Origin of the sequence: Microbacterium hatanonis (assembly GCF_008017415.1) — a bacterium.
In the GTDB taxonomy this organism is placed as follows: Bacteria; Actinomycetota; Actinomycetes; order Actinomycetales; family Microbacteriaceae; genus Microbacterium; species Microbacterium hatanonis.
The window spans coordinates 1,442,091-1,465,399 of the sequence record NZ_VRSV01000001.1 but is presented as its reverse complement, the minus strand read 5'-3'; the positions used below and the strand labels follow the sequence as shown (position 1 = coordinate 1,465,399).

Sequence of the window (23,309 nt, the reverse complement as noted above, 5' to 3'; positions counted from 1 at the left end):
AATCGACGGAACATGTCACCGCGCGCACTCCAGTCTCTCGAGCCCTCCGCGACCCCGCCGGAACTGATCCGCAACTTCTGCATCATCGCCCACATCGACCACGGCAAGTCGACGCTGGCCGATCGGATGCTGCAGATCACCGGCGTCGTCGCCGACCGCGACATGCGGGCGCAGTACCTCGACCGCATGGACATCGAGCGTGAGCGCGGCATCACGATCAAGAGCCAGGCGGTTCGCATGCCGTGGGCGTTCGAATCGCCCGCCAACGCGTTCGCTCTCAACATGATCGACACGCCGGGTCACGTCGACTTCACGTACGAGGTGAGCCGCTCGCTCGCCGCGTGCGAAGGGGCCGTCCTCCTCGTCGATGCGGCGCAGGGGATCGAGGCGCAGACGCTCGCGAACCTCTACCTCGCGCTCGAGAACGACCTCACGATCATCCCGGTGCTGAACAAGATCGACCTCCCCGCCGCCGACCCCGACAAGTTCGCCGCCGAACTCGCGGGCCTCATCGGCGGTTCGCCCGACGACGTGCTGCGCGTGAGCGGCAAGACCGGCCAGGGCGTCGAAGAGCTGCTCGACCGGATCGTCCGTGACATCCCGGCGCCGAAGGGCGACCCGGATGCCCCCGCACGGGCGATGATCTTCGACTCGGTCTATGACGCCTACCGCGGTGTGATCACATACGTGCGAATGATCGACGGCAAGCTCGAGCCGCGCGAGAAGATCCAGATGATGTCGACGCGTGCGACCCACGAGACCCTCGAGATCGGCGTGTCGAGCCCGGAGCCCACGCCGTCGCGAGGTCTGAGCGTCGGCGAGGTCGGCTACCTGATCACCGGTGTGAAGGACGTGCGGCAGTCGAAGGTCGGCGACACCATCACCACGCATCGATCTCCCGCGACCGAGGCGCTCGCGGGCTACACCGATCCGAAGCCGATGGTGTACTCGGGCCTGTATCCGATCGAGCAGAGCGACTACGCCGACCTGCGCGAGGCGCTCGACAAGCTCAAGCTCTCCGACGCGTCGCTCGCGTACGAGCCCGAGACGTCGGTAGCCCTCGGGTTCGGCTTCCGGTGCGGGTTCCTCGGGCTCCTCCACCTCGAGATCATCACCGAGCGGCTCGAACGCGAGTTCGGTCTGGAGCTCATCGCCACGGCTCCGAGCGTGGTCTACGAGGTCACGACCGACAACGGCGAGACCGTCACCGTGACCAATCCCAGCGAGTACCCCGATGGTCGCGTCTCCTCCGTGCAGGAGCCGATGGTCAAGGCCGCGATCCTGCTGCCGAAGGACTACGTCGGCACCGTGATGGAACTGTGCCAGCAGCGGCGCGGGTCGCTCCTCGGCATGGATTACCTCAGCGAGGACCGCGTCGAGATCCGGTACAACATGCCTCTCGGCGAGATCGTGTTCGATTTCTTCGATCAGCTCAAGAGCAAGACCCAGGGGTACGCCAGTCTCGATTACGAGCCCTCGGGTCAGCAGAGCGCCGACCTCGTCAAGGTCGACATCCTGCTGCAGGGCGAGAAGGTCGACGCGTTCTCCGCGATCGTGCACCGCGAGAAGGCCTACGCCTACGGCACGCTGATGACCGAGCGCCTCCGCAAACTCATTCCTCGTCAGCAGTTCGAGATCCCGATCCAGGCAGCGATCGGCGCGCGGATCATCGCACGCGAGAGCATCCGCGCCATGCGGAAGGATGTTCTGGCCAAGTGCTACGGCGGCGACATCAGCCGCAAGCGCAAGCTCCTCGAGAAGCAGAAGGAGGGCAAGAAGCGCATGAAGACCATCGGTCGCGTCGAAGTCCCCCAGGGCGCGTTCATCGCAGCCCTCTCGGGCGACGTCGAGGAAAAGAAGTAAGGCTGAGGTCATGCGTCGCGGAACCTTCAAGGACGAGACGGTGGACTATGCCGCCGTCGGAGCCACCCAGGCCTCCGACCTGATGCAGTACCCGCCCGAGCGCTCCGTGCCGGCGGAGGAAGCGTGGCGGATCGGCAGCGGCGAGGACCGCTTCACGGTCGCGGGAGAGGCTCTGCTCAGCTGGTCGGCGCAGCGCGAGGGCGGTCTCACTCTCGCCGACGTGCGTCCGGCCGCAGGTCCGTCGTACACGGGCGTCGGGTACGACGGCGAGGGCAGGCCCATAGCCCCCAGTCGGCTCGAGTCCGACCAGCGTTTCGCCGCCGACGGCACACCGTTCGTCGGTCCGGGCACCACGGTGCACCTGCACGGCCACGCCGGGCGATACCGCGCCGACGCCGAGGCGCGCGTCATCTCGGTCATCGAAGAGCCGCGTCGCGTCGGCTTCGCCCTCGGCACGGTCGGCGGCTCCGTCGTCAGCGGCGAAGAGCTCTTCCTGCTCGAATGGCGCGACAACGACGAGGTCTGGTTCACCGTGCGCGCCTTCGACCGTCCGGTGGCGTTCCTCTATCGGCTGTTCCCGGCGATGGTGCGTCAGCGCCGGCGTGAGCTGTTCTCGCGGTACCTGCGAGCGATTTCTCCGATGTACACGACGCCCGCCTGATGGGCTCGGCCCTCCCTCTCGGCGATCCCGCACCTCCCGACGGCGCCCTCCCCGACGACCTCGGTCATGATCCGTCGACGCCGTTCGGGGTGTACCTGCACGTGCCGTTCTGTCGGGTGCGGTGCGGATACTGCGATTTCAACACCTACACCGCGACCGAGCTGCAGGGTGCGCGACAGGATCAGTACGCCGACACGGTCGGCCAGGAGATCGCTCTCGCCCGTCGCGTGCTCGGCGATGCCGGTGCGCTCCGCCCCGCGCAGACGGTGTTCTTCGGAGGGGGCACCCCGACGTTGTTGCCGGCCGGCGACCTCGGACGGATGCTGGCCGGGGTGACCGACGCCTTCGGCCTCGCCGACGGTGCGGAGATCACCGTCGAGGCGAACCCCGACACCGTGACCCCCGCGGTCGTGCGAGAGCTCGCAGCATCCGGAGTGACGCGCCTGTCGATTGGCATGCAGTCGGCGAGACCCCACGTGCTCGCCGCGCTCGACCGCACGCACGACCCGGCGAACGTCGCGACCGCGGTGGCGGCCGCGCGCGATGCCGGCCTCGCCGTGAGCGTGGACCTCATCTACGGCGCTCCCGGTGAGTCGCTCGACGACTGGCGCGCATCGCTCGAGACCGCCGTCGCGCTCCACCCCGATCATCTCTCGGCCTATGCGCTCATCGTCGAAGACGGTACGAAGCTCGCCCGCCAGATCCGTCGCGGAGAAGTCGTCGCGCCCGACGACGATCTGCAGGCCGACATGTACGAACTGGCCGACGATCTCCTCGCCGCCGCGGGGTTCGACTGGTACGAAGTCTCGAACTGGGCGCGCGACGACACCCGGCGATCACGTCACAACCTCGCGTACTGGCGCGGAACCGACTGGTGGGGGTTCGGGCCCGGCGCCCACAGCCACGTCGCGGGTCTGCGGTGGTGGAACGTGAAGCACCCCGCCGCGTACGCCCAGCGGCTCGCGCTCGGGGAGTCGCCCGCGGCAGCGCGTGAGCGTCCCGATGCCACGGCTCGGCGACTCGAGTCCGTGCTGCTGCGCTCGCGTATTCGCGAGGGGCTTCCCTTCACCGAGCTGACCGACGAGGGTGTTCGCGCCGTGGCGTCGTTGGTCGATGAGGGACTCGTCGCGGCGGAAGGCGCCGGTGCCGGACGGGTCGTGCTGACTCGCCGCGGCCGGCTGCTGGCCGATACGGTGGTGCGCACGCTCACGGCGTGAGCTCGGGGCCCCGCGCGACCCGATCAGCTAGAATTGGCACTCACGGCGCGCGAGTGCCAATCCGACCCACGACAGCGACAGAGCGGAGGGGACCATGGTCAGCGAACGCGGACTCCAGGTGCTCCGTGCGATCGTGCAGGACTACGTCGACACGCGCGAGCCCGTCGGGAGCAAGGCAATCGTCGAGCGCCATGCCTTCGGTGTGTCGGCCGCCACCATCCGCAACGACATGGCGCTCCTCGAAGACGAGGAGCTGATCGCCGCCCCCCACACCTCGTCGGGGCGCGTCCCCACCGACAAGGGCTATCGCGTCTTCGTCGACCACCTCGCCGATCTGCGTCCGCTGAGCCCCGCGCAGCGCAGCGCCATCGCGTCGTTCCTCGACGGCTCGGGCGACCTCGACGATCTGCTCTCGCGCACGGTGCGCGCTCTCACGCAGCTCACCGGGCAGGTCGCGATCGTCCAGTACCCGTCGTTCGCCCGCGCGAACGTCACCCACGTCGAACTCGTCGATCTCGGCGGCGGGCGACTGCTCGTGATCGTCGTGACCGACACCGGCCGGGTCTCGCAGCGCATCGCCCTCGTGCGCGAAGAGCCGAGCGAGGCCGACCTCGCCCAGCTGCGAGCTCGGGTCTCCTCGGTCGTCGTCGGGCACCTCGTCGGCGACGCCACGCAGCGGATCGCAGACCTGCTCGCCGCCTCGATCGTGCCGGCGACGGGAACGGATGCGGCGGCCCACGCCATCTTGAGAGTGCTCGCCGAAGAACTCGAAGAGTTCCGCCAAGACCGTCTCGTGATGGCCGGAGCGGCGACTCTCGCTCGTCGCGAGTCCGATTTCCGGGGCAGCATCTACCCGCTCCTCGAGGCGATCGAGGAGCAGGTCACGCTGCTGAAGCTCATGACCGAGATGGTGGTCGACGCCAAGGGACTCGCCGCGAGCATCGGGCGGGAGAACGAACCGTTCGGCCTCATCGAGGCGTCCGTCCTCGCGAGTGATTACGACGCATCGGGCACAGGCGCGCGGGTCGGGCTGCTCGGCCCGACGCGTATGGACTACCCCTCGCATCTGGCGGCGGTCCGAGCCGTCGCCCACCATCTGACCAGGATGCTCGAAGACGACGAGAACGCCCGCTGACGCGGGCTCCGTTCCATTGACGATCCCCGCCGCGTGCGGGCAGGAAGGCGAATGTGGCTGACCACTACGAGGTTCTCGGTGTCGCGCGCGACGCGAGCTCAGACGAGATCAAGAAGGCATACCGCCGTCTCGCGCGCGAGCTGCACCCCGATGTGAACCCGGGCGCCGACGCGTCCGAGCGGTTCAAGCTCGTCACCCACGCGTACGACGTGCTGAGCGACGCCGAGCAGCGTCGCCGCTACGACATGGGCGGCGACGGCGGTGCATTCGGCGGAGCCGGGGGAGCAGCCGGTTTCGGCGGCTTCAGTGACATCTTCGAGACGTTCTTCGGGGGCGGAGGCGGAGGCGGAAGCCGTGGTCCGCGTCCGCGCTCGCGTCGCGAACGCGGACAGGACGCCCTGGTGCGGGTCACGCTCGAGCTCGACGACGTCGTCTTCGGCGTGCACCGCGACCTCGAGGTCGACACCGCCGTGCTGTGCGAGACCTGTCAGGGAGCCTGCACCCAGCCCGGCACCTCGGAGGTCACCTGCGACATCTGCCATGGCAGCGGGCACATCCAGCGCACCGTGCGCAGCCTCCTGGGCAACGTCGTCACGAACCAGCCGTGCGGAACGTGCCAGGGACACGGCACGACCATCCCCTACCCCTGCGCGACCTGCCAGGGTCAGGGGCGCGTGCGCGCTCGTCGCACCGTGTCGGTGGACATCCCGGCGGGTGTCGAGACAGGCCTGCGGCTGCAGCTGCCCGGCTCCGGCGAGGTCGGACCCGCCGGTGGGCCCAACGGCGACCTCTACCTCGAGGTCACGGTTGCTCCTCACGAGACCTTCAGCCGCGACGGCGACGACCTCCTGGCGACCCTCGAGGTGTCGATGTCGGACGCCATCCTCGGCACGAACACCACCATCGACGCCCTCGACGGCTCGGTCGATCTCGAGCTGCGTGCGGGCATCCAGGGCGGCGACGTGCTGACGATCAAGGGCCGCGGGATCACCCCGCTGCGGGGAACCCAGCGCGGCGACCTCCGCATCGGGGTGCACGTGGTCACACCGACCAGGCTCGACGCCAAGGAGCGCGCTCTCATCGAGGACTTCGCCAAGCGCACGAAGGCCCCCGCACCGCACCTGGCCGAGTTCCACCAGGGCCTGTTCGCGAAGCTGCGCGACCGCTTCCGCAACGTCTGACCGTGGCGCTGCACTTCCTCTCCGACGCCGCGACGACGGCTCAGCCCGGCGATGACGTCGTCCTCGAGGGCGCCGAGGCCCACCACGCAGCATCCGTTCGACGTCTTCGGATCGACGAAGAGGTCACGGTCGGCGACGGCCGGGGCGTCTGGCTCACCGGGCGCAGCACGGCCGTCAGTCCTCGCGAGGTGACGGTACGAGTCGATGCTCGCCGGGACGAGCCGGCTCCGAGCCCGCGAGTGATCCTCGTGCAGGCTCTCGCGAAGGGGGACCGCGACGAGCTCGCGGTGCAGGCCGCGACCGAACTGGGGGTCGACGAGATCGTGCCCTGGCAGGCCGAGCGCAGCGTGTCGCGCTGGGACGGCAAGGCCGACAAGGGCATCGCGCGCTGGACGACCATCGTGCGCGAGGCCGCGAAGCAGGCGCATCGCGCGTGGGTTCCCGAGGTGCGATCCGTCGCCCGCACGGCCGATCTCGCCGCGCTGGCCGGCTCGACCCGGATGCTGCTGCTCGAGCCGTCGGCCGAGTCGCCCCTCAGCGCGGTGGATCTGAATGCGGACACCCGCGACGTCGTGTTCGTCGTCGGTCCGGAGGGGGGAATCTCCCCGGCCGAGCTCACGGCTCTCGAAGAGGCCGCTGCCGTGCGGGTGAGGCTCGGGGCGACGGTGCTCCGCACCTCCACCGCGGGCGCCGCCGCCCTCGCCGTCGTGAGCGTCGCGCTCGGACGATGGTGACGTCGGCCGCCGCCGGATCCGCCCGACCCCGCGTCGGTAGACTGTTTCCATGACCGAGACCTCGATCTTCACGCGCATTCTCGAGGGCGAGATCCCGTCGGAGATCATCGCCGAGACGGAGAACGTCTTCGCCATCCGCGACATCGCTCCGAAGGCACCCGTCCACCTCCTCGTGATCCCGAAGACGGCCGCCTACCGCGACGTCGTCGAGCTCGCCGCCGGCGACCCGGCGCTGCTGGCCGAGGTCGTCGGCCTCGCGCACACGGTCGCTGCCGAGCATGCCGACGGCGAGTTCCGCTTGATCTTCAACACCGGCGCCGGCGCCGGCCAGACCGTCTTCCACGTGCACGCCCACGTCCTCGCGGGCGACCTCGACGAGAAGAGCCTGAATGCCTGAATCCTTCGACGAGACCGTCGTCGAGCACGTCTACGTCGACGGGGTCGCCATGGTTCAGCTGCTCGGTCCCCAGGATCGGCTGCTGCGCGTGGTCGAGAAGGAGCATCCCGGCGTCGACGTGCTCGTGCGCGGCAACGAGATCACCCTCAGCGGCGAGGCTCGAGTCGTGGCCGGGGCGCTCGCTCTCGTCGAAGAGCTCATCGCCATGACGAAGGCCGGACACGGGCTCGAGCCGTCCGATGTGAGCAGCTCGAGCCGCATCCTCCGCTCGGAAGGCGGCCCCCGCCCCTCCGAGGTGCTCGGCGAGGCGATCCTGTCGTCGCGCGGCAAGGTCATCCGCCCGAAGACTCTCGGCCAGAAGGCCTACGTCGACGCGATCGAGGAGAGCACGATCGTCTTCGGGATCGGCCCGGCCGGCACCGGCAAGACCTACCTCGCGATGGCGAAGGCCGTGCAGGCGCTCCAGCGCAAAGAGGTCAGCCGCATCATCCTGACCCGCCCCGCGGTCGAGGCCGGCGAGCGGCTCGGGTTCCTCCCGGGCACGCTGACCGACAAGATCGACCCGTATCTTCGGCCGCTCTACGACGCGCTGAACGAGATGATGGATCCCGAGATCGTGCCGAAGCTCATCGCCTCGGGAACCATCGAGGTCGCACCGCTCGCCTACATGCGAGGGCGCACGCTCAACGATTCATTCGTCGTGCTCGACGAGGCGCAGAACACCACGCCCGAGCAGATGAAGATGTTCCTCACGCGCCTCGGATTCGGCACGCGGATGGTCGTCACCGGCGACATCACCCAGGTCGACCTCCCGATGGGCGCCTCCGGGCTGCGGCTGGTCACCCGCGTGCTGCGCGACATCGACGACATCCATTTCGCGTACCTCACGAGCGCCGACGTCGTGCGTCACACGCTCGTGGGTCGCATCGTCGACGCCTACACGGAATACGACGAAGAGCGTCTGGCATCCCGGCGCGAGCGCGACGAGGCCGCAGAGATGTCCAACCGCGCCGAACGCCGCGGCGGGCGCGCCGCTGGACCCCGCGACCACCAGCCGAGACGAGGACGCCCGTGACGATCGAGATCAACAACGAGTCGGGCATCGCGGTCGACGAGCAGGTGCTCCTGCGCCTCGTCGAGTTCGACCTCGCCGAACTGCACGTGAGCCCCGATGCCGATCTCGCGATCGTGCTGGTCGACGAGGGCGCCATGGAGGCACTGCACGTGCAGTGGATGGACGAACCCGGCCCCACCGACGTGCTGAGCTTCCCGATGGACGAACTGCGCCCGGGCACCGACGACGCGCCGACACCCGCCGGGCTCCTCGGCGACATCGTGCTCTGCCCGCAGGTCGCCGAGACGCAGGCCGTGGCGGCGAAGCACTCCACGCAGGACGAGCTCGTCATGCTCACCACCCACGGTCTGCTGCACCTCCTCGGGTACGACCACGCCGAGCCCGAGGACGAACGCGAGATGTTCGGCCTGCAGAAGGAGCTCATCTCCGGCTTCCAGGCTTCCGAGCGGCGACGTCGCCGCACATGACCGAAACCCTCCTGCTCGTCGCAGCTCTCCTCCTCGTCGCCTTCGGCGGCCTCATGGCCGCAATCGAGGCCGCGCTCAGCGTCACCTCGCGCGCCGACCTCGTCGACCTCACGTCGGAGGGTCGGAGCGTCAGCGCGCTGCAGAAGATCGCCGACGACCCCGACGCGCACGCGAACGCGGTCGCGTTCATCCGCGTGCTCGCGGAGACCGCGGCCGCCGTGCTGGTCACCGTCGCCTTCACCCTCCTCTTCGACAACATCTGGTGGGCGATGCTCGCGGCGGCGCTGCTGATGACGGGCATCTCGTTCGTCGCGGTGGGCGCGAGCCCCCGCTCGGTGGGACGCCAGCACGCGCGCGGTCTGCTCCTGGGCGCGGCCCCGCTCGTGCGGGGCCTGCGGATCCTGCTCGGACCGCTCGCCTACGGGCTCGTCGCGATCGGCAACCGTGTCACGCCCGGTCTGTCGCAGGGCTCGTCGTTCGCGTCGGAGGAGCAGCTGCTCAGCATCATCGACGAGGCCGCCGAGAACGAGCTCATCGAAGAAGACGACCGCGAGCTCATCCACTCGGTGTTCGACTTCACCGACCGCTACGTGCGCGAGGTGATGATCCCGCGCACCGACATGACGACGGTGGATGCTGCAGCCTCGACGCGCGAGGCGATGACGCTCTTCCTCGACACGGGGCACTCGCGTCTCCCTCTGGTCGACGACGAGCGCGACGACATCGTGGGAATGCTCTATCTCAAAGACCTCGTGCAGTTCGGCTTCGAGGACCAGGGTTCCTGGCGCGACGCGCCGATCCGTCGCATCGCGCGACCGGCGATGTTCGTGCCCGAGTCGATGAAGGCCGAGACGCTCCTGCAGAAGATGCGCCGCGACGCCGTGCACGTGTGCCTCGCGGTCGACGAGTACGGCGGGGTGGCCGGCCTCGTCACGCTCGAAGACCTCATCGAGGAGCTCGTCGGCGACATCTCCGACGAGTACGATGCGCGCTCTACCGAGATCGTCGAACTCGAGCCGGGCAGGTACCGCCTCAGCGCGCGCGTCGCGCTCGACGAGGTCGGCGACCTGTTCGGGATCGAACTCGAAGACGACGACGTCGACTCGATCGGCGGTCTACTCGGCAAAGCCCTGGGGCGCGTGCCTCAGCCGGGCGCGACGGCGCAGTACGCCGGGCTCACCATGACCGGCGGCGCCTCCCGCGGGCGCGGCCGGGGGCTCGCGACGGTCTTCGTCGAGCGGGCCGAGAGTCTTGACGCGGCGACGACGACCACCGATGGTCGCGCACCGCAGACCGGGGAGATCCGTCTCCCTCGAAAAGGGGAATGAGATGACCGATTTCCGCTCGGGGTTCGCGACCTTCGTCGGCCGGCCCAACGTGGGAAAGTCCACGCTCACGAACGCCCTCGTCGGCGAGAAGGTCGCCATCACGAGCGAGAAGCCGCAGACGACCCGGCGGGCGATCCGCGGGATCGTCAATCGCGCCGACGGACAGCTCGTCATCGTCGACACCCCCGGTATCCACCGGCCCCGCACCCTTCTCGGAGAGCGACTGAACAACCTCGTCGAGCAGGTGCTCGGCGACGTCGACGTGATCGGGTTCTGCGTGCCGGCGACGGAGAAGGTCGGCCCCGGCGACCGGCGGATCGCCGAGTCGCTCAGCGGCTACCCGCGCGCGAAGAAGGTGGCCATCGTCACCAAGACCGACGCCGCGAGCCGCGACCAGATCACCGAGCGTCTGCTCGAGGTAGACGCCCTCCGCGAAGACTGGGCGAGCGTCATCCCGCTCTCGGCGACGGCGGGGGAGCAGCTCGACGTGCTGGTGGCAGAACTCATCGGCATGATGCCCGACGGGCCGCCGCTGTACGGCGAAGGCATCGTCACCGACGAGAGCCTCGACGACCGCATCGCCGAGATCATCCGCGAGGCCGCGCTCGAGGGCGTCAGGGACGAGCTCCCTCACTCGATCGCGGTGACGGTCGAAGACATCGCGGCCCGTGAGGGCACCGACCTGACCGACATCTACGCCAATATCATCGTCGAGCGCGACAGCCAGAAGGGCATCATCATCGGGCCTAAGGGCTCGCGTCTCGCCGACGTCGGCGCCCGCGCGCGTGCCGGCATCGAGCCGCTCGTCGGCACCCGGGTCTTCCTGTCTCTGCGCGTGCGCGTGGCGAAGGAATGGCAGCGCGACCCCAAGCAGCTCGGACGCCTCGGGTTCTGAGCGAACGCCTGAGCGCAGCATCCTGGTACGATCTGTGCATGCTTCACGGTCTGCTTCTTCTTAGTCGCCGCGACGAGGCCTCGTTCTAGGGCCCACCTCGTCGCGGAGCTTGTCGTCGGCCCGTCTCTCATCCAACGGAAGCGACAGCATCATGAAGAACACCCAGAAGCCCACGACCGCGCCCATCCACAAGTACCGGCCGTACCACGAGCAGATCCGCGTCGACCTGCCCGACCGCACCTGGCCCGACGCCCGCATCACGCAGGCTCCCCGGTGGTGCGCCGTCGATCTGCGCGACGGCAACCAGGCACTCATCGATCCGATGAGCCCCGAGCGCAAACTCGTCATGTTCGAGCTGCTCGTGCAGATGGGCTACAAGGAGATCGAGGTCGGGTTCCCGAGCGCGAGCCAGACCGACTTCGACTTCGTACGCAAGCTGATCGAAGAGAACCGCATCCCCGACGACGTGTCGATCCAGGTGCTGACGCAGGCGCGCGAGCACCTGATCGCCCGCACATACGAGTCGATCGCGGGCGCGAAGCGCGCGATCGTGCATTTCTACAACTCGACGAGCGTGCTGCAGCGCGAAGTCGTCTTCCGCACCGACCAGCAGGGCATCGTCGACATCGCTCTGGCCGGTGCTCGCCTGTGCCGCCAGTACGAGAAGACCGTGCCCGAGACCGAGGTGTTCTACGAGTACTCGCCGGAGAGCTACACCGGCACCGAGCTCGAGTTCGCCGTCGACATCTGCAACCAGGTGCTCGAGATCCTCGAGCCGACGCCTGAGCGCAAGGTCGTCATCAACCTGCCGGCCACGGTCGAGATGGCCACCCCGAACGTCTACGCCGACTCGATCGAGTGGATGTCCCGTCACCTGAACCACCGCGAGAACGTGCTGCTGTCGCTGCACCCGCACAACGACCGCGGCACCGCGGTTGCGGCTGCAGAGCTCGGTTACATGGCGGGCGCCGACCGCATCGAGGGATGCCTCTTCGGCAACGGCGAGCGCACCGGCAACGTCGACCTCGTCGCGCTGGGCATCAACCTGCTGTCGCAGGGCATCGACCCCCAGATCGACTTCAGCGACATCGACCACGTCAAGCGCACGGTCGAGTACTGCAACCAGCTGCCCGTGCCGGAGCGCAGCCCGTGGGCCGGCGACCTCGTCTTCACGGCCTTCAGCGGATCGCACCAGGACGCCATCAAGAAGGGCTTCGAGGCCATGGCCGCGAAGGCCGACGCGCAGGGCGTCACGGTCGACGAGATCGAATGGGCCGTGCCGTACCTGCCCATCGACCCGAAGGACCTGGGCCGCTCGTACGAAGCCGTCATCCGGGTCAACTCGCAGTCGGGCAAGGGAGGCGTCGCCTACCTGCTGAAGAGCGACCACGCCCTCGACCTGCCCCGCAAGCTGCAGATCGAGTTCTCGGGCGTCGTCCAGGCGAAGACCGACGCCGAGGGCGGCGAGGTCACGAGCGACCAGATCTGGGACGTCTTCACCGACGAGTACCTGCCGGCGCCCGACGTCGCCGACCGCTGGGGGCGTTTCGAGGTGCTCGGCACGCGGTCGTCCAGCGACATGACCGGCGACGTCGAGTTGCACGTGAGGTTGCGCGACGGCGACTCGATCGAAGACACCACCGCGAACGGCAACGGCCCGATCGCCGCGTTCCTCGAGATCGTGCGGTCGCGCGGAATCGACATCTCGCTGTACGACTACGTCGAGCACACGCTCAGCGCCGGCGGCGACGCGCAGGCGGCGGCCTACGTCGAACTGCGGGTCGAGGGCGAGCGCCTCTGGGGCGTCGGTATCGACGGCGACATCTCCACCGCGAGCCTCAAGGCGATCATCTCCGGCGTCAACCGCGCGATCCGCACCCGCGAGAACGCGGGCGAGCTCGCCGCTGTCTGATCCCTCTCGACCGCGAGACCTCGTTCTGTGCGCGAGACCCCGACATTCGGCCGGGGTCTCGAGCGTCAGAAGGGGTCTCGCGGTCGTTACGGGCGGGCGCGGATGTTACGCATCGGGCCGGATGACCGGGATCGCCCGGGTCTCGGCGGCGACCTTGCGGCGGTAGAGCATCCGCTGCTCGGGGAGTGAGAGGTCGAACACCACCGCCAGGATGCGGATCACGGCGGTGACGGCGATGCCGGTGATCGCGGCGCCCACGAGCGGTAGGCCGAACGCGGCGGCCGTGGCGAGCACGAAGCATCCCGCGGCCGCCGCCACCGCGTAGAGCGAGCCGACGTGCATGATCGCGATGGGAAGCCCCATGAGGGCGTCGCGGAGCACGCCTCCGCCGACCGCAGCGCACACTCCCACGAAGACGGCGGGCACCATCGGCAGACCGAGCGCCAGCGCCTTGCTGGTGCCGAATGCACCGAACATGCCGATCACGAAGGCATCGAGCACGACGATGACCCGGTTCACCCGCTGGAAGACCCCGGCCAGCAGCATCCCCACGAGCGCCGCCCCGGTCGCGACGAGCAGATACCAGTTGCTCTGCAGTGTGGCGGGAGGCACACCCAGCAGCAGGTCGCGGATGAGCCCGCCGCCCATGCCGATCAGGATGCCGATGATGGCCACGCCGAGCAGATCGAGCCGCCGCTGGCCCCGGAAGCCCGAGGCGAACAGCGCCCCCTGCACGCCCCCGAGCCCGACCGCGGTGAGGTCGGCCCAGAGGGGGATGACGAACTCGGGCTGATCCACCCCACCATTGTCCCGCGTCGGCGGGGCGGTGCCGGCCCGACGTCGCCGGGGCGACCGATAATGGACCGTGCCCACTTATCGCGACGAAGTCGTGATCCTGCGTACCCACAAGCTGGGGGAGGCGGATCGCATCCTCACCCTCCTCAGCCGCCGCAACGGAAAGATCCGGGCGGTCGCGAAGGGCGTGCGGCGCACCTCGTCGAAGTTCGGCGCACGCCTCGAACCGTTCATGGTCGCCGATGTGCAGCTCTACCGCGGGCGCACCCTCGACGTCGTGCAGCAGGCCGAGTCGCTCGGATCGTACGGAGCCGACATCGTCGTCGAGTACGAGCGCTACACCTCCGCCAACGCGATGGTCGAGACCGCCGACCGACTCAACGAGTCCGAGGCGACCCCGCAGCAGTATCTCCTGCTGGTGGGGGGCCTCCGCGCCCTTGCCAAGGGCGACCACACCCCGCGCAGCGTGCTCGACTCGTACCTTCTTCGCGTCATGGCGCTGTCGGGCTGGGCGCCCGGTCTCGGCGAATGCGCGCGCTGCGGCACCGCGGGCGACCACCGGTCGTTCGTCGCGCAGTTGGGCGGCATGGTGTGCGCGAACTGCGCGCCGGTCGGCTCGCCGAAGGTGGCACCCGAGACGACCTCCCTTCTCCGCTCGCTGATGGCGGGGGAGTGGGACGCCGTCGACGGCGCACCACAGCACGCCTCCGCCGCGGCATCCGGCCTCGTCGCCGCGTACGCGCAGTGGCACCTCGAGCGCGGCATCCGCTCGCTCGCCCACGTCGAGACGGGAAGAGCGGAGATGACCCGATGAGCCCGAAGCCCTTCACCCACAAGGATGCTGTGCCCTTCCGTCCGCTGGATTGGACCGGCGAGTACCCGCCTGCTTTTCCGCGCGGCTCGGTGCCGGAGCACGTGGCGATCGTCATGGACGGCAACGGCCGATGGGCGAACCGTCAGGGACTGACCCGCGTCGAGGGCCATCGCGCGGGTGAGGCCGCGCTCCTCGACGTCGTCGCCGGAGCCGTGCAGGCCGGCGTCAAGCACCTCTCGGTCTATGCGTTCTCGACGGAGAACTGGTCGCGCTCGCCCGACGAGGTGCGCTTCCTCATGGGCTTCAACCGCGACGTGCTGCACCGTCGTCGCGACCAGCTCAACGAGTGGGGCGTGCGGGTGCGGTGGGCGGGGCGCAAGCCGCGCCTCTGGGGCTCGGTCATCAAGGAGCTGCAGTACGCCGAGCAGCTGACCGCGGGCAACGACGTACTCACCCTGACGATGTGCGTGAACTACGGCGGCCGGGTCGAACTCGTCGACGCCATGCGACGGATCGGCGACGAGATCTCCGCGGGACGGCTCAAGCCTTCGGCCGTCACGGAGAAGCTCATCCGTCGCCACCTCTACCAGCCCGACATGCCCGACGTCGACCTCTTCGTCCGCTCCAGCGGCGAGCAGCGGACGTCGAACTTCCTCCTGTGGGAGTCGGCTTACGCCGAGTTCGTGTTCCTCGACACGCTCTGGCCCGACTTCCGCCGCACGCACCTCTGGGACGCCATCGGCCACTACCTCGGACGCGATCGCCGGTTCGGCGGGGCGGTCGACACCCCCGACGAGGAGTAGGCGGCGGGCTCAGCCGAGCCCGAGCTGCGCTTCGGTGAAGAGGTATTCGCGCCCGAGCCAGCCGCCGAAGCGCGGCACCGCGAGGCACGACGCATCATCGCTGCACCCGCGGATCACAGGGTCGTCTGCGGCGTACGTGCGGAAGACGGCGATCTTATGCCGCAGCACATCGCCCGAAAGGTTGGCCGGTCGCTGTGCGGACTGGTATCCCATCGCGTACATGATCGTCGCCCCGCCGCGGACGTCGCTGAACCATGCCTTGCGCGCGATGATGCCCGTGATGGCGTGGTCGGCATGATCGCCCTTGGCCAGGGTATTCGCGCTGCCAGGAACGTGTGTGAAGAACGATGCCGGCTGGTAGGCCCCGATCAGGTCGTCGAGGCTCGCGACGATCGCGCTCCACGACAGCGGTGCGCCCCCGGTGGAGGGCGGGAGCGCGGCGATCTTGTTGGCTGCGAGCTTGGCGAGGCTCACTTCACCTGTTGCGGGGTACCCCTGACCGTTCAGGTTGCCGTCGGGCAGATGGAGGAAGACGAGCGACACCCGCGTGTCATCGACGGGCTGGTGCACCGAGACAGTCGCACCCGACGGCAGCGTCACCTCGGTCTCCGTCCACGGCGACGACGCCCCGCGGAGGACGTCGTAGGCGCGATGGATGCCCTCCACCCGACCGCGCGCGTAGTCCGAACCGCGGCCCGCATCGCCATCGGTCAGGAAGACGGTGCGGATGCAGCCGCCCGCCGCGAGCACCTGGGGAAGCTGCGTGCCGGCGAACAGCAGATCGTCGTCTTCATGAGCCCACACCGACATGGCCCGCGCCCCCGCGCAGGCGGGACGCAGCGGATCGACCGGCGGCGGCGCGGGCGGTTCCGGCTCAGCGGTGGCGGTCGGCGGCGGCGTCGGCGTCGGCGTCGGCGCGATGGTCGGAGTCGCCGTCGGGGTGGGAGTCGGGGTCGCGTTCGACACCGACGAGACCGAAGGCGCCGTCGTCGGCGCGAGTTCGGTCGCAGACACAGCGGCGCAGCCGGCGAGTCCGAGTACGGTCGCCGCGGCGATGAAGACGAATCCGAGCGCGGACAGGCCGCGCTTCCCCCGATGACGCATGGATCTCATTTCCCCCGGGATCCGCAACCCCCGTGCGAATTCCCGGAGCCATCTTCGCATGTCGCGGCAACACTCCCGCGTCATGGAATGCGCGCCGCGGCAGACGTGTTGCGCATGACATGACAGACGCCATCAAGATCGACGTGTGGAGCGACATCGCCTGCCCGTGGTGCTACATCGGTAAGCGCAATCTGGAATCCGGCCTCGCCGCAGCATCCACCGACGACGACGCCCCCGTCGTAGAGGTGGTCTTCCACTCCTATGAACTCGCCCCCGACACACCGGTCGACTTCGACGGCGGCGAGACCGACTATCTCGCGCACCACAAGGGCATCCCCGCCGAGCAGGCGCGCGAGATGCTTGACCGTGTCACGGGCGTCGCCGCCGACGCGGGTCTGGAGTACCGGTTCGACAAGCTGAAGCACACGAACACCGTCAAGGCTCACCAGCTGCTGCACTTCGCCAAGGCGGAGGGCAAGCAGCCCGAACTGACCGAGCGCCTGATGTCGGCCTACTTCACCGAGGGTCGGCATCTCGGGCGCGACGACGAGCTGGTCGCGCTGGCCGCCGACGCCGGGCTCGATCCCGAGGCCGCGCGCGACGCGCTCGTCTCGGAGCGGTATCTCGACGACGTGCGCGCCGACCAGGCCCAGGCGCAGGCCTACGGCATCAACGGCGTTCCGTTCTTCGTGATCGACGGCAAGTACGGCGTCAGCGGCGCTCAGCCCGCGGAGGCCTTCGCTCAGATCGCACGCCAAGTGTGGGAGGAACGCCGCCAGGTCGGCGCAGCCGAACCCGAGGAATCAGTCGCCTAGGGCTTGCTCGATGACGGCCACGATCGCCGGGTCGTCGGGTTTGGTGGTCGGGCGGAAACGGTGCACGTCGCCGGTCGGTGTCAGCACGAACTTCTCGAAGTTCCACAGGATCGGCCCGCGCTTGCCCTCGAGGTCTTCGGCCTTCTTCAGCGCCTTGTAGAGCGGCGCGGCGCCGGGGCCGTTGACCTTCACCTTGTCGAGCACCGGGAAGCTGACTCCCCACGTGGTCGCGCAGTAGTCGAGGATCTCCTCCATCGACCCCGGCTCCTGCCCCATGAATTGATTGCAGGGAAAGCCCAGGACGGTGAATCCGCGGTCTCCATAGGTGCGCTGCAGCTCTTCGAGCTGCTCGTACTGCGGAGCCAGGCCGCACTTCGACGCGACGTTCACGATGAGGAGCACATCCTGCCCGTAGGACGCAAGGCTCGTGGGCTCGCCTTCCGCGGTCTGGAACGGGATGTCGCGAAGATCTGTGGAATCAGCGGTCATGGTCCCCAGGCTAGAACCGTGAGCAGCTCTCGTGGGCCAACGTCTGGGAGAATGGAACAATGACTTCGACCCTCGCTCCGACGCGCTCCCTGCGCATCGGTCCCATCGAGCTCGACGCGCCCGTCGTGCTCGCGCCGATGGCCGGGATCACGAACACCGCTTTCCGCCGTCTCTGCCGTGAGTACGGCGCCGGGCTGTACGTCAGCGAGATGATCACGACCCGCGCGCTCGTCGAGCGCAATGCGGTGACGATGCGCTTGATCCAGCACCACGAGTCCGAGACGCTGCGCTCCATCCAGCTGTTCGGCGTCGACCCGGCCACGACAGAGAGCGCGGTTCGCCTCCTGGTGGAAGAAGACCGCGCAGACCACATCGACCTCAACTTCGGCTGCCCCGTGCCCAAGGTCACGCGCAAGGGCGGCGGAGCGGCGCTGCCGTGGAAACTCGGGCTCTTCCAAGAGATCGTGTCGCGTGCCGTCAAAGCAGCGGGCGACATCCCTCTCACCGTCAAGATGCGCAAAGGCATCGATAGAGACCACCTGACATTCCTCGACGCCGGCCGCATCGCCGAAGACGCGGGCGTGGCGGCCGTCGCGCTGCACGCCCGGACGGCGTCGGAGTTCTACTCCGGTCACGCCGACTGGTCGGCGATCACCGCGCTCAAAGAGGCCGTCACCAGCATCCCCGTCCTCGGCAACGGCGACATCTGGTCCGCCGACGACGCACGGCGAATGATGGATGAGACCGGGTGCGACGGAGTGGTCGTGGGCCGCGGATGCTTGGGCCGACCGTGGCTGTTCGGTGATCTCGCGCGCGCACTGGGCGGTCCGGATGCCGCGATGGCTGCCCCGGTCGACGCCACCCTCGGCTTCGTCGCCGACGCCTTCCGCCGGCACGCCGAGCTGCTGGTCGACTTCTACGAGGACGAGCTGCGCGGCTGCCGCGACATCCGCAAGCACGCGTCGTGGTACTTCAAGGGATATCCCGTCGGGGGCGACCTGCGCGCGCGGCTGGCCATGGTCTCGAGCCTGGCCGAGATCGACGAGCTCCTCGAGACGATGGACCGATCGGCGCCGTACCCCGGCGCCGGTGCGGAGGGTCAGCGCGGGCGCGCCGGCACACCCAAGCGCACGGCTCTGCCCGACGGCTGGCTCGCCTCCCGCGAGATCGGCCTCGAGGCGTCCACCGCCCTCGCCGCTGCGGAGATCGACAACAGTGGCGGATGAGAGCGGCGCGGTGGTCGCCGCCGCCCGCCCCGCCGGTTATGACGATCCCGACGCCGCACGGTTCCACGTGGAAGAGCACCGCTCACGTCGAGACGATTTCGCGCGCGACCGCGCCCGAGTGCTGCATTCGGCCGCGCTGCGCCGCCTCGCCGCCAAGACCCAGGTGCTGAGCCCCGCGAGTCCCGCCGACTTCGCACGCAACCGTCTGACGCATTCGCTCGAGGTCGCTCAGGTCGGTCGCGAACTCGCCACCGCGCTGCAGCTCTCGCCCGATGTCGTCGACACCGCCTGCCTCAGCCACGACCTCGGCCACCCGCCCTTCGGGCACAACGGCGAGCGGGCGCTCAACGACTGGGCGGAAGACATCGGGGGATTCGAGGGCAACGCTCAGACCCTCCGCATCCTCACCCGTCTCGAGCCGAAGGTCATCGACGACGACGGACGCACCTTCGGGCTGAACCTCACGAGAGCCAGCCTCGACGCGACCTGCAAATACCCCTGGACCTCCGAGCACCCGCTCCCCGATCCCGGGGGTCGGTTGAAGTACGGGGTCTACCCCGATGACGAGCCGCTCTTCCGGTGGATGCGCGACGGCGCGCCGGGGCGCGTCCGCTGCATCGAGGCCGAGGTGATGGACCTCTCCGATGACATCGCCTATTCGGTGCACGACTTCGAAGACGCCATCACGAACCGGTACCTCGATCCGCGCGTGCTCGCCGACACCGGCGAGCACTCCGCGCTGCTTTCTGCGATTCAGACGTGGGTCGGCTTCGACTTCCCCCGCGAGGAGCTCGAAGACGCTCTCTATCGGCTCATGCGCCTGCCCGAGTGGTTGCCGTCGTTCGACGGGAGCCGTCCCGACCTCGCGCGGTTGAAGAACCTCACATCCGATCTCATCGGCCGGTTCGCGCGGGCTGCGACGGCCGCCACTCGCGAGGCGTTCCCCCTCGAAGCCCTCACCCGTTACCGGGCGCACGTCGTCGTGCCTCGGGTCGTCGAAGCCGAGATGGCGGTGCTCAAAGGCATCATCGGAGCCACCGTCGTCTCGATCGACGGCCGCAAGGCGCTCTACAAGGAGCAGCGCGGCGTGCTCAAGCGGCTGGCCTCGGCGCTGTGGGACGAACCCGACTTCCTCGACGCGATCCATGCCGACGACTTCGCTGCGGCCGCCGACGACACGGCGCGTCGTCGGGTCGTGGTCGATCAGGTCGCGAGTCTCACCGATCAACTGGCCATCGCCTGGCACGGGCGGCTGGTAGGCGAGGTGGATGCTGCATCCCTCGGCGTCTGGGCGCCGTGGGCGCCCGCGCCGACCGCCGGGGACCGCTGATGGCGGGGCGGATTCGTCAGGCCGACATCGATGAGGTGAAGGCCCGGACGAACATCGCCGACATCGTGGGGGAGCGGGTCGCTCTCAAGTCGGCGGGGGTCGGCTCGATGAAGGGGCTCTGCCCGTTCCACGACGAGCGCAGTCCGAGCTTCCATGTGCGGCCGCAGGTCGGCTTCTACCACTGCTTCGGCTGCGGCGAGTCGGGCGATGTCTACTCGTTCCTCCGTGCCATGGACCATGTCTCGTTCACGGAAGCCGTCGAGCGGCTGGCGGGGCGCGTCGGCTACACACTGCACTACGAAGACGGGGGAGCAGCGCCCGAGACCAGCGGACGTTCGCGCCTGTACGCCGCGAACGCAGCGGCGGCGGAGTTCTTCCGTGCGCGCCTGCTCGACCCGGAGGCCGAGACCGCGCGAAGGTTCCTCGGCGAACGAGGGTTCGACGCCGGCGCCGCCGCGCACTTCGGGGTGGGATACGCGCCGAAAGGCTGGTCGGCTCTGCTCGACCACCTCGTCGCGCAGAAGTTCACGCGCGAAGAACTCGAGCAGGCCGGGCTCGTCTCGCGTGGTCAGCGCGGTGTCTACGATCGATTCCGAGGTCGCCTGGTGTGGCCGATCCGCGATGTCACGGGGCAGGTCATCGGTTTCGGTGCGCGCAAGCTCTACGACGACGACCAGGGACCCAAGTACCTGAACACCCCCGAGACGCCGATCTACCGCAAGTCGCAGGTGCTCTACGGCCTCGACCTCGCCAAGCGCGATATCTCCCGTGGGCATCGTGTGGTCGTCGTCGAGGGATACACCGACGTCATGGCCTGCCACCTCGCGGGCGTGACGGGGGCGATCGCGACATGCGGAACCGCGTTCGCGGCCGACCACATCACTGTGCTCCGTCGGGTCATGGGAGACGATTCCGCGTCGGGCGAGGTCGTGTTCACGTTCGATCCCGATGCGGCCGGCCAGAAGGCGGCGCTGCGCGCGTTCGGCGACGAGAAGCGCTTCTCCGCCCAGACGTACGTCGCCGTCGCCCCCGAAGGCCTCGACCCCTGCGATCTTCGCCTCAAGCGGGGAGACGGGGCCGTGCGGGCGCTCATGGACAACAAGGTGCCCATGTTCGAGTTCGTGATCGACCAGCGACTTTCGGGCTACGACCTCGCGACCGTGGAAGGACGCGCTGCGGGCCTGCGCACCGCCGCTCCCATCGTGGCCGAGATCCGCGACCCGTCGCTGCGCCCCGGCTACACCCGCGTGCTGGCTCGACGACTCGGACTCGACCTCTCCGAGGTGTCGGCGGCCGTCGACCGTGCCGCGCGGAGTGCGCGCGCCGATGGCGCATCGGCGCGCGCGGACGACCGCGCGCCGTCGTCGGCCCCGCCCGCCGAAGCTCCCGCGCCCGAGCTGCGCGTCACCGTCGCCACGCTGCCGCGCTCGCGCGACGTGGCCATCGAGCGCGACGCGCTCATGGCATTCCTCCAGTACGGGCATCATGTCGACGCGTCCCTGCTCTCCCGTGCCCTCGCTGCCCCGTTCACGCATCCCGGTCTCGAGGCCGTACGGTCGGTGCTCGCCTCGTCCAACGACGCGTCCAAGCCGGGATGGGCCGCTGAGGCGGTGGGCGCGGTGCGAGAGCCCTACCGCACGCTGGCCGCCGAGCTGTTGACGTCGGACTTCCCCGCGCGTGACGAAGCGCACGCGATCGCCTCGGCGAACGATCTGGCTGTGAACCTCCTGCGTCGAGTTCTCGACCGCGAGAAGACGGAGCTGCTGGGTGCGATCCAGCGCGTTCCCGCAGACTCCGCCGATGGGCGAACGCTCCGTCTGCGTCTGCGGGAAGTCGACATCGAGCGCCAGCGCCTGGTCGGCGCGCAGTAGCGTTCGCGCCGTCGGGCAGGCAGGATGAAACCCATGTCCCGCGCGAAAACACCCGACGTCTCGATCCGGGTCGACGATCTGTCGCTCACCCGAGGTGACGCGCGCGTGATCGACGGCTTGTCGTTCACCCTCGCCCACGGTGAGACGCTGACGATCATGGGCCCCACGGGCGCCGGTAAATCGAGCCTCGCCGCCGTCCTCGCCGGACGCGCCGGCACGTCGATCTCGGTCGCCGGGGGCGAAGCCGTCGTGGAAGGCATATCCGTGAAGCGGCCCGGGCGGGCGCTTCGCACCCTCACGTACCTGACCGGATATCTTCCGCAGGGCGGCGGGTCCGACCTGCCCGCGCGTCTGACCGTGTCAGAGGTGATCGCCGAACCGATCACGAGCCGCGATCGACGAGTCAACCCGCGTGCTCTCGCCGTCCGTGTCGCAACGCTGCTCGACGAGATGCAGCTGCCTCTCGGAGCGGCCCCGAAGTACCCCTACGAACTCAGCGCGGGTATGCGCCAACGGGTCGCGATGGCCCGTGCCCTGGTTCTCGATCCGCGTCTGCTCGTGGCCGACGACCTCTACGCGAACCTCGACATCGAAGTGCGGGAGACCGTTCTCGAGGCGGTGCGCCGTCGGCGCACGTCTTACGGCCTGTCCGCCCTGGTGGTGACGAACGACCCGGATGCTGCGCGCGAGCTCGATTCCGACGTGCTGGTACTGCGAGCCGGCCACACCGTCGCCTACGGGGCCGACGCGAGCACGATGGTCTGGACGCCCGACGAGGCGAACGACCACCGCTCGGTCGTCCGCTGATGGGGGCGCCCCAGACTCCGAAGGCCGCGGCCGCCTATCAGCGGAACGCTCTCGCACCGGGGATTCTCGTCGCGGTCGTGCTCATCGCGGGTATAGCCCTCGTCGGACAGGAGTACTACCTCGCCGTCCGATTCGTCGTGGCGATCCTGGCGGTCATCATCGGCTGGTTCGCCATTCAGGCGGGTCAGTGGTGGTGGGCGCCCGTCATGCTCGCCATCGCCCTCATCTGGAATCCGGTATACCCGATAAACATCACCGGTGAGTGGCTCGTCGGTGCGCACATCGTGGGCGCCGCCGTCTGTCTCGCGGCCGGTGCGCTGATCAAATTCCGCCGCACGCCCGCTGCGTAGCATCCGACTGTTTCGTCGTCAGGGCGTGACGCCGAACCTA

The 23,309-nt window shown here is 69.0% G+C and carries 23 protein-coding genes; 20 read left to right on the top strand and 3 right to left on the bottom strand.

The window, feature by feature from the left end; translation table 11 throughout:
- The first annotated feature begins 12 nt into the window (after positions 1–12).
- From lepA to leuA, 12 genes are all read left to right on the top strand, one after another.
- Entirely contained in the window at positions 13–1,863 is a 1,851-nt protein-coding gene (gene lepA, locus FVP77_RS07045; RefSeq protein ID WP_147893849.1) for a translation elongation factor 4, read from the top strand.
- Between the two features lie 10 nt (positions 1,864–1,873).
- Entirely contained in the window at positions 1,874–2,524 is a 651-nt protein-coding gene (locus FVP77_RS07040; RefSeq protein ID WP_147893848.1) for a DUF1990 domain-containing protein, read from the top strand.
- Complete coding sequence (hemW, locus tag FVP77_RS07035; RefSeq protein ID WP_147893847.1) at positions 2,524–3,741, top strand: radical SAM family heme chaperone HemW; 1,218 nt, start codon at positions 2,524–2,526, stop codon at positions 3,739–3,741. Before FVP77_RS07040 ends, hemW begins: the two co-directional genes overlap by 1 nt.
- A gap of 94 nt (positions 3,742–3,835) precedes the next feature.
- Entirely contained in the window at positions 3,836–4,876 is a 1,041-nt protein-coding gene (gene hrcA / locus FVP77_RS07030) for a heat-inducible transcriptional repressor HrcA (protein WP_147893846.1), read from the top strand.
- Positions 4,877–4,929: 53 nt separating this feature from the next.
- Complete coding sequence (gene dnaJ / locus FVP77_RS07025) at positions 4,930–6,057, top strand: molecular chaperone DnaJ (protein ID WP_147893845.1); 1,128 nt, start codon at positions 4,930–4,932, stop codon at positions 6,055–6,057.
- Positions 6,058–6,059: 2 nt separating this feature from the next.
- Entirely contained in the window at positions 6,060–6,791 is a 732-nt protein-coding gene (locus FVP77_RS07020; RefSeq protein WP_147893844.1) for a 16S rRNA (uracil(1498)-N(3))-methyltransferase, read from the top strand.
- Between the two features lie 49 nt (positions 6,792–6,840).
- Complete coding sequence (locus FVP77_RS07015; RefSeq protein WP_147893843.1) at positions 6,841–7,188, top strand: HIT domain-containing protein; 348 nt, start codon at positions 6,841–6,843, stop codon at positions 7,186–7,188.
- Positions 7,181–8,263 carry a PhoH family protein gene (locus FVP77_RS07010; protein ID WP_147893842.1) on the top strand — a complete coding sequence of 361 codons (1,083 nt, stop codon included), beginning with the start codon at positions 7,181–7,183 and terminating at the stop codon, positions 8,261–8,263. Before FVP77_RS07015 ends, FVP77_RS07010 begins: the two co-directional genes overlap by 8 nt.
- The gene (ybeY, locus tag FVP77_RS07005; protein WP_147893841.1) at positions 8,260–8,730 is read left to right on the top strand and encodes an rRNA maturation RNase YbeY; all 471 of its coding nucleotides are present in this window, start codon (positions 8,260–8,262) and stop codon (positions 8,728–8,730) included. Before FVP77_RS07010 ends, ybeY begins: the two co-directional genes overlap by 4 nt.
- Entirely contained in the window at positions 8,727–10,058 is a 1,332-nt protein-coding gene (locus FVP77_RS07000) for a hemolysin family protein (protein WP_147893840.1), read from the top strand. Before ybeY ends, FVP77_RS07000 begins: the two co-directional genes overlap by 4 nt.
- 1 nt (position 10,059) lies before the next feature.
- Positions 10,060–10,953 (top strand): GTPase Era, encoded by an 894-nt coding sequence (era, locus tag FVP77_RS06995; protein ID WP_147893839.1) that lies wholly within the window; start codon positions 10,060–10,062, stop codon positions 10,951–10,953.
- 151 nt (positions 10,954–11,104) lie between these two features.
- Positions 11,105–12,865: a 2-isopropylmalate synthase gene (gene leuA, locus FVP77_RS06990; RefSeq protein WP_147893838.1), complete on the top strand. Its 1,761-nt coding sequence runs from the start codon at positions 11,105–11,107 to the stop codon at positions 12,863–12,865.
- Between the two features lie 105 nt (positions 12,866–12,970).
- Here the strand turns inward: leuA and FVP77_RS06985 are convergent, their stop codons facing one another.
- On the bottom strand, positions 12,971–13,663 hold the full coding sequence (locus FVP77_RS06985; protein WP_147893837.1) for a trimeric intracellular cation channel family protein: 693 nt from the start codon (positions 13,661–13,663) through the stop codon (positions 12,971–12,973).
- Positions 13,664–13,730: 67 nt separating this feature from the next.
- Between FVP77_RS06985 and recO the strand changes: the two genes are divergently transcribed.
- Positions 13,731–14,474 carry a DNA repair protein RecO gene (gene recO, locus FVP77_RS06980; protein ID WP_147893836.1) on the top strand — a complete coding sequence of 248 codons (744 nt, stop codon included), beginning with the start codon at positions 13,731–13,733 and terminating at the stop codon, positions 14,472–14,474.
- Entirely contained in the window at positions 14,471–15,277 is an 807-nt protein-coding gene (locus tag FVP77_RS06975; RefSeq protein WP_147893835.1) for an isoprenyl transferase, read from the top strand. The genes recO and FVP77_RS06975 overlap by 4 nt, the downstream gene beginning before the upstream one ends.
- 9 nt (positions 15,278–15,286) lie before the next feature.
- On the opposite strand, the gene FVP77_RS06970 is transcribed toward FVP77_RS06975, so the two are convergent.
- Positions 15,287–16,381, bottom strand: a complete 1,095-nt coding sequence (locus tag FVP77_RS06970; protein ID WP_147893834.1) for a PIG-L family deacetylase — start codon at positions 16,379–16,381, stop codon at positions 15,287–15,289.
- 119 nt (positions 16,382–16,500) lie between these two features.
- Here FVP77_RS06970 and FVP77_RS06965 point away from each other — a divergent pair, with 119 nt between their 5' ends.
- The gene (locus tag FVP77_RS06965) at positions 16,501–17,196 is read left to right on the top strand and encodes a DsbA family oxidoreductase (RefSeq protein ID WP_147893833.1); all 696 of its coding nucleotides are present in this window, start codon (positions 16,501–16,503) and stop codon (positions 17,194–17,196) included.
- Here the strand turns inward: FVP77_RS06965 and FVP77_RS06960 are convergent.
- Positions 17,185–17,685 carry a glutathione peroxidase gene (locus tag FVP77_RS06960; protein WP_147893832.1) on the bottom strand — a complete coding sequence of 167 codons (501 nt, stop codon included), beginning with the start codon at positions 17,683–17,685 and terminating at the stop codon, positions 17,185–17,187. The genes FVP77_RS06965 and FVP77_RS06960 overlap by 12 nt on opposite strands.
- 59 nt (positions 17,686–17,744) lie before the next feature.
- Between FVP77_RS06960 and dusB the strand changes: the two genes are divergently transcribed.
- The 5 genes from dusB to FVP77_RS06935 are packed head-to-tail and all read left to right on the top strand — an operon-like array spanning position 17,745 to position 23,269.
- Complete coding sequence (dusB, locus tag FVP77_RS06955; RefSeq protein ID WP_147893831.1) at positions 17,745–18,911, top strand: tRNA dihydrouridine synthase DusB; 1,167 nt, start codon at positions 17,745–17,747, stop codon at positions 18,909–18,911.
- Positions 18,901–20,241: a deoxyguanosinetriphosphate triphosphohydrolase gene (locus FVP77_RS06950; protein ID WP_147893830.1), complete on the top strand. Its 1,341-nt coding sequence runs from the start codon at positions 18,901–18,903 to the stop codon at positions 20,239–20,241. Before dusB ends, FVP77_RS06950 begins: the two co-directional genes overlap by 11 nt.
- Positions 20,241–22,112: a DNA primase gene (gene dnaG, locus FVP77_RS06945; protein ID WP_147893829.1), complete on the top strand. Its 1,872-nt coding sequence runs from the start codon at positions 20,241–20,243 to the stop codon at positions 22,110–22,112. Before FVP77_RS06950 ends, dnaG begins: the two co-directional genes overlap by 1 nt.
- A gap of 33 nt (positions 22,113–22,145) precedes the next feature.
- Complete coding sequence (locus tag FVP77_RS06940; RefSeq protein ID WP_147893828.1) at positions 22,146–22,919, top strand: ATP-binding cassette domain-containing protein; 774 nt, start codon at positions 22,146–22,148, stop codon at positions 22,917–22,919.
- Positions 22,919–23,269, top strand: coding sequence for a DUF6804 family protein (locus tag FVP77_RS06935; RefSeq protein ID WP_147893827.1), 351 nt, complete (start codon positions 22,919–22,921; stop codon positions 23,267–23,269). Before FVP77_RS06940 ends, FVP77_RS06935 begins: the two co-directional genes overlap by 1 nt.
- The last annotated feature ends 40 nt before the right edge of the window (positions 23,270–23,309 follow it).

What these genes read in the sequence shown, in the direction of transcription:
- FVP77_RS06940 (WP_147893828.1), top strand. Translation starts at nt 22,146, where the DNA reads ATGTCCCGCGCGAAAACACCCGACGTCTCGATCCGGGTCGACGATCTG.
- FVP77_RS06960 (WP_147893832.1), bottom strand. Translation starts at nt 17,685, where the DNA reads ATGACCGCTGATTCCACAGATCTTCGCGACATCCCGTTCCAGACCGCG.
- FVP77_RS07010 (WP_147893842.1), top strand. Translation starts at nt 7,181, where the DNA reads ATGCCTGAATCCTTCGACGAGACCGTCGTCGAGCACGTCTACGTCGAC.
- FVP77_RS07000 (WP_147893840.1), top strand. Translation starts at nt 8,727, where the DNA reads ATGACCGAAACCCTCCTGCTCGTCGCAGCTCTCCTCCTCGTCGCCTTC.
- dusB (WP_147893831.1), top strand. Translation starts at nt 17,745, where the DNA reads ATGACTTCGACCCTCGCTCCGACGCGCTCCCTGCGCATCGGTCCCATC.
- FVP77_RS06935 (WP_147893827.1), top strand. Translation starts at nt 22,919, where the DNA reads ATGGGGGCGCCCCAGACTCCGAAGGCCGCGGCCGCCTATCAGCGGAAC.
- dnaG (WP_147893829.1), top strand. Translation starts at nt 20,241, where the DNA reads ATGGCGGGGCGGATTCGTCAGGCCGACATCGATGAGGTGAAGGCCCGG.
- lepA (WP_147893849.1), top strand. Translation starts at nt 13, where the DNA reads ATGTCACCGCGCGCACTCCAGTCTCTCGAGCCCTCCGCGACCCCGCCG.
- hemW (WP_147893847.1), top strand. Translation starts at nt 2,524, where the DNA reads ATGGGCTCGGCCCTCCCTCTCGGCGATCCCGCACCTCCCGACGGCGCC.
- hrcA (WP_147893846.1), top strand. Translation starts at nt 3,836, where the DNA reads ATGGTCAGCGAACGCGGACTCCAGGTGCTCCGTGCGATCGTGCAGGAC.
- FVP77_RS06970 (WP_147893834.1), bottom strand. Translation starts at nt 16,381, where the DNA reads ATGCGTCATCGGGGGAAGCGCGGCCTGTCCGCGCTCGGATTCGTCTTC.
- leuA (WP_147893838.1), top strand. Translation starts at nt 11,105, where the DNA reads ATGAAGAACACCCAGAAGCCCACGACCGCGCCCATCCACAAGTACCGG.
- FVP77_RS07040 (WP_147893848.1), top strand. Translation starts at nt 1,874, where the DNA reads ATGCGTCGCGGAACCTTCAAGGACGAGACGGTGGACTATGCCGCCGTC.
- FVP77_RS06965 (WP_147893833.1), top strand. Translation starts at nt 16,501, where the DNA reads ATGACAGACGCCATCAAGATCGACGTGTGGAGCGACATCGCCTGCCCG.
- FVP77_RS07015 (WP_147893843.1), top strand. Translation starts at nt 6,841, where the DNA reads ATGACCGAGACCTCGATCTTCACGCGCATTCTCGAGGGCGAGATCCCG.
- era (WP_147893839.1), top strand. Translation starts at nt 10,060, where the DNA reads ATGACCGATTTCCGCTCGGGGTTCGCGACCTTCGTCGGCCGGCCCAAC.
- FVP77_RS06975 (WP_147893835.1), top strand. Translation starts at nt 14,471, where the DNA reads ATGAGCCCGAAGCCCTTCACCCACAAGGATGCTGTGCCCTTCCGTCCG.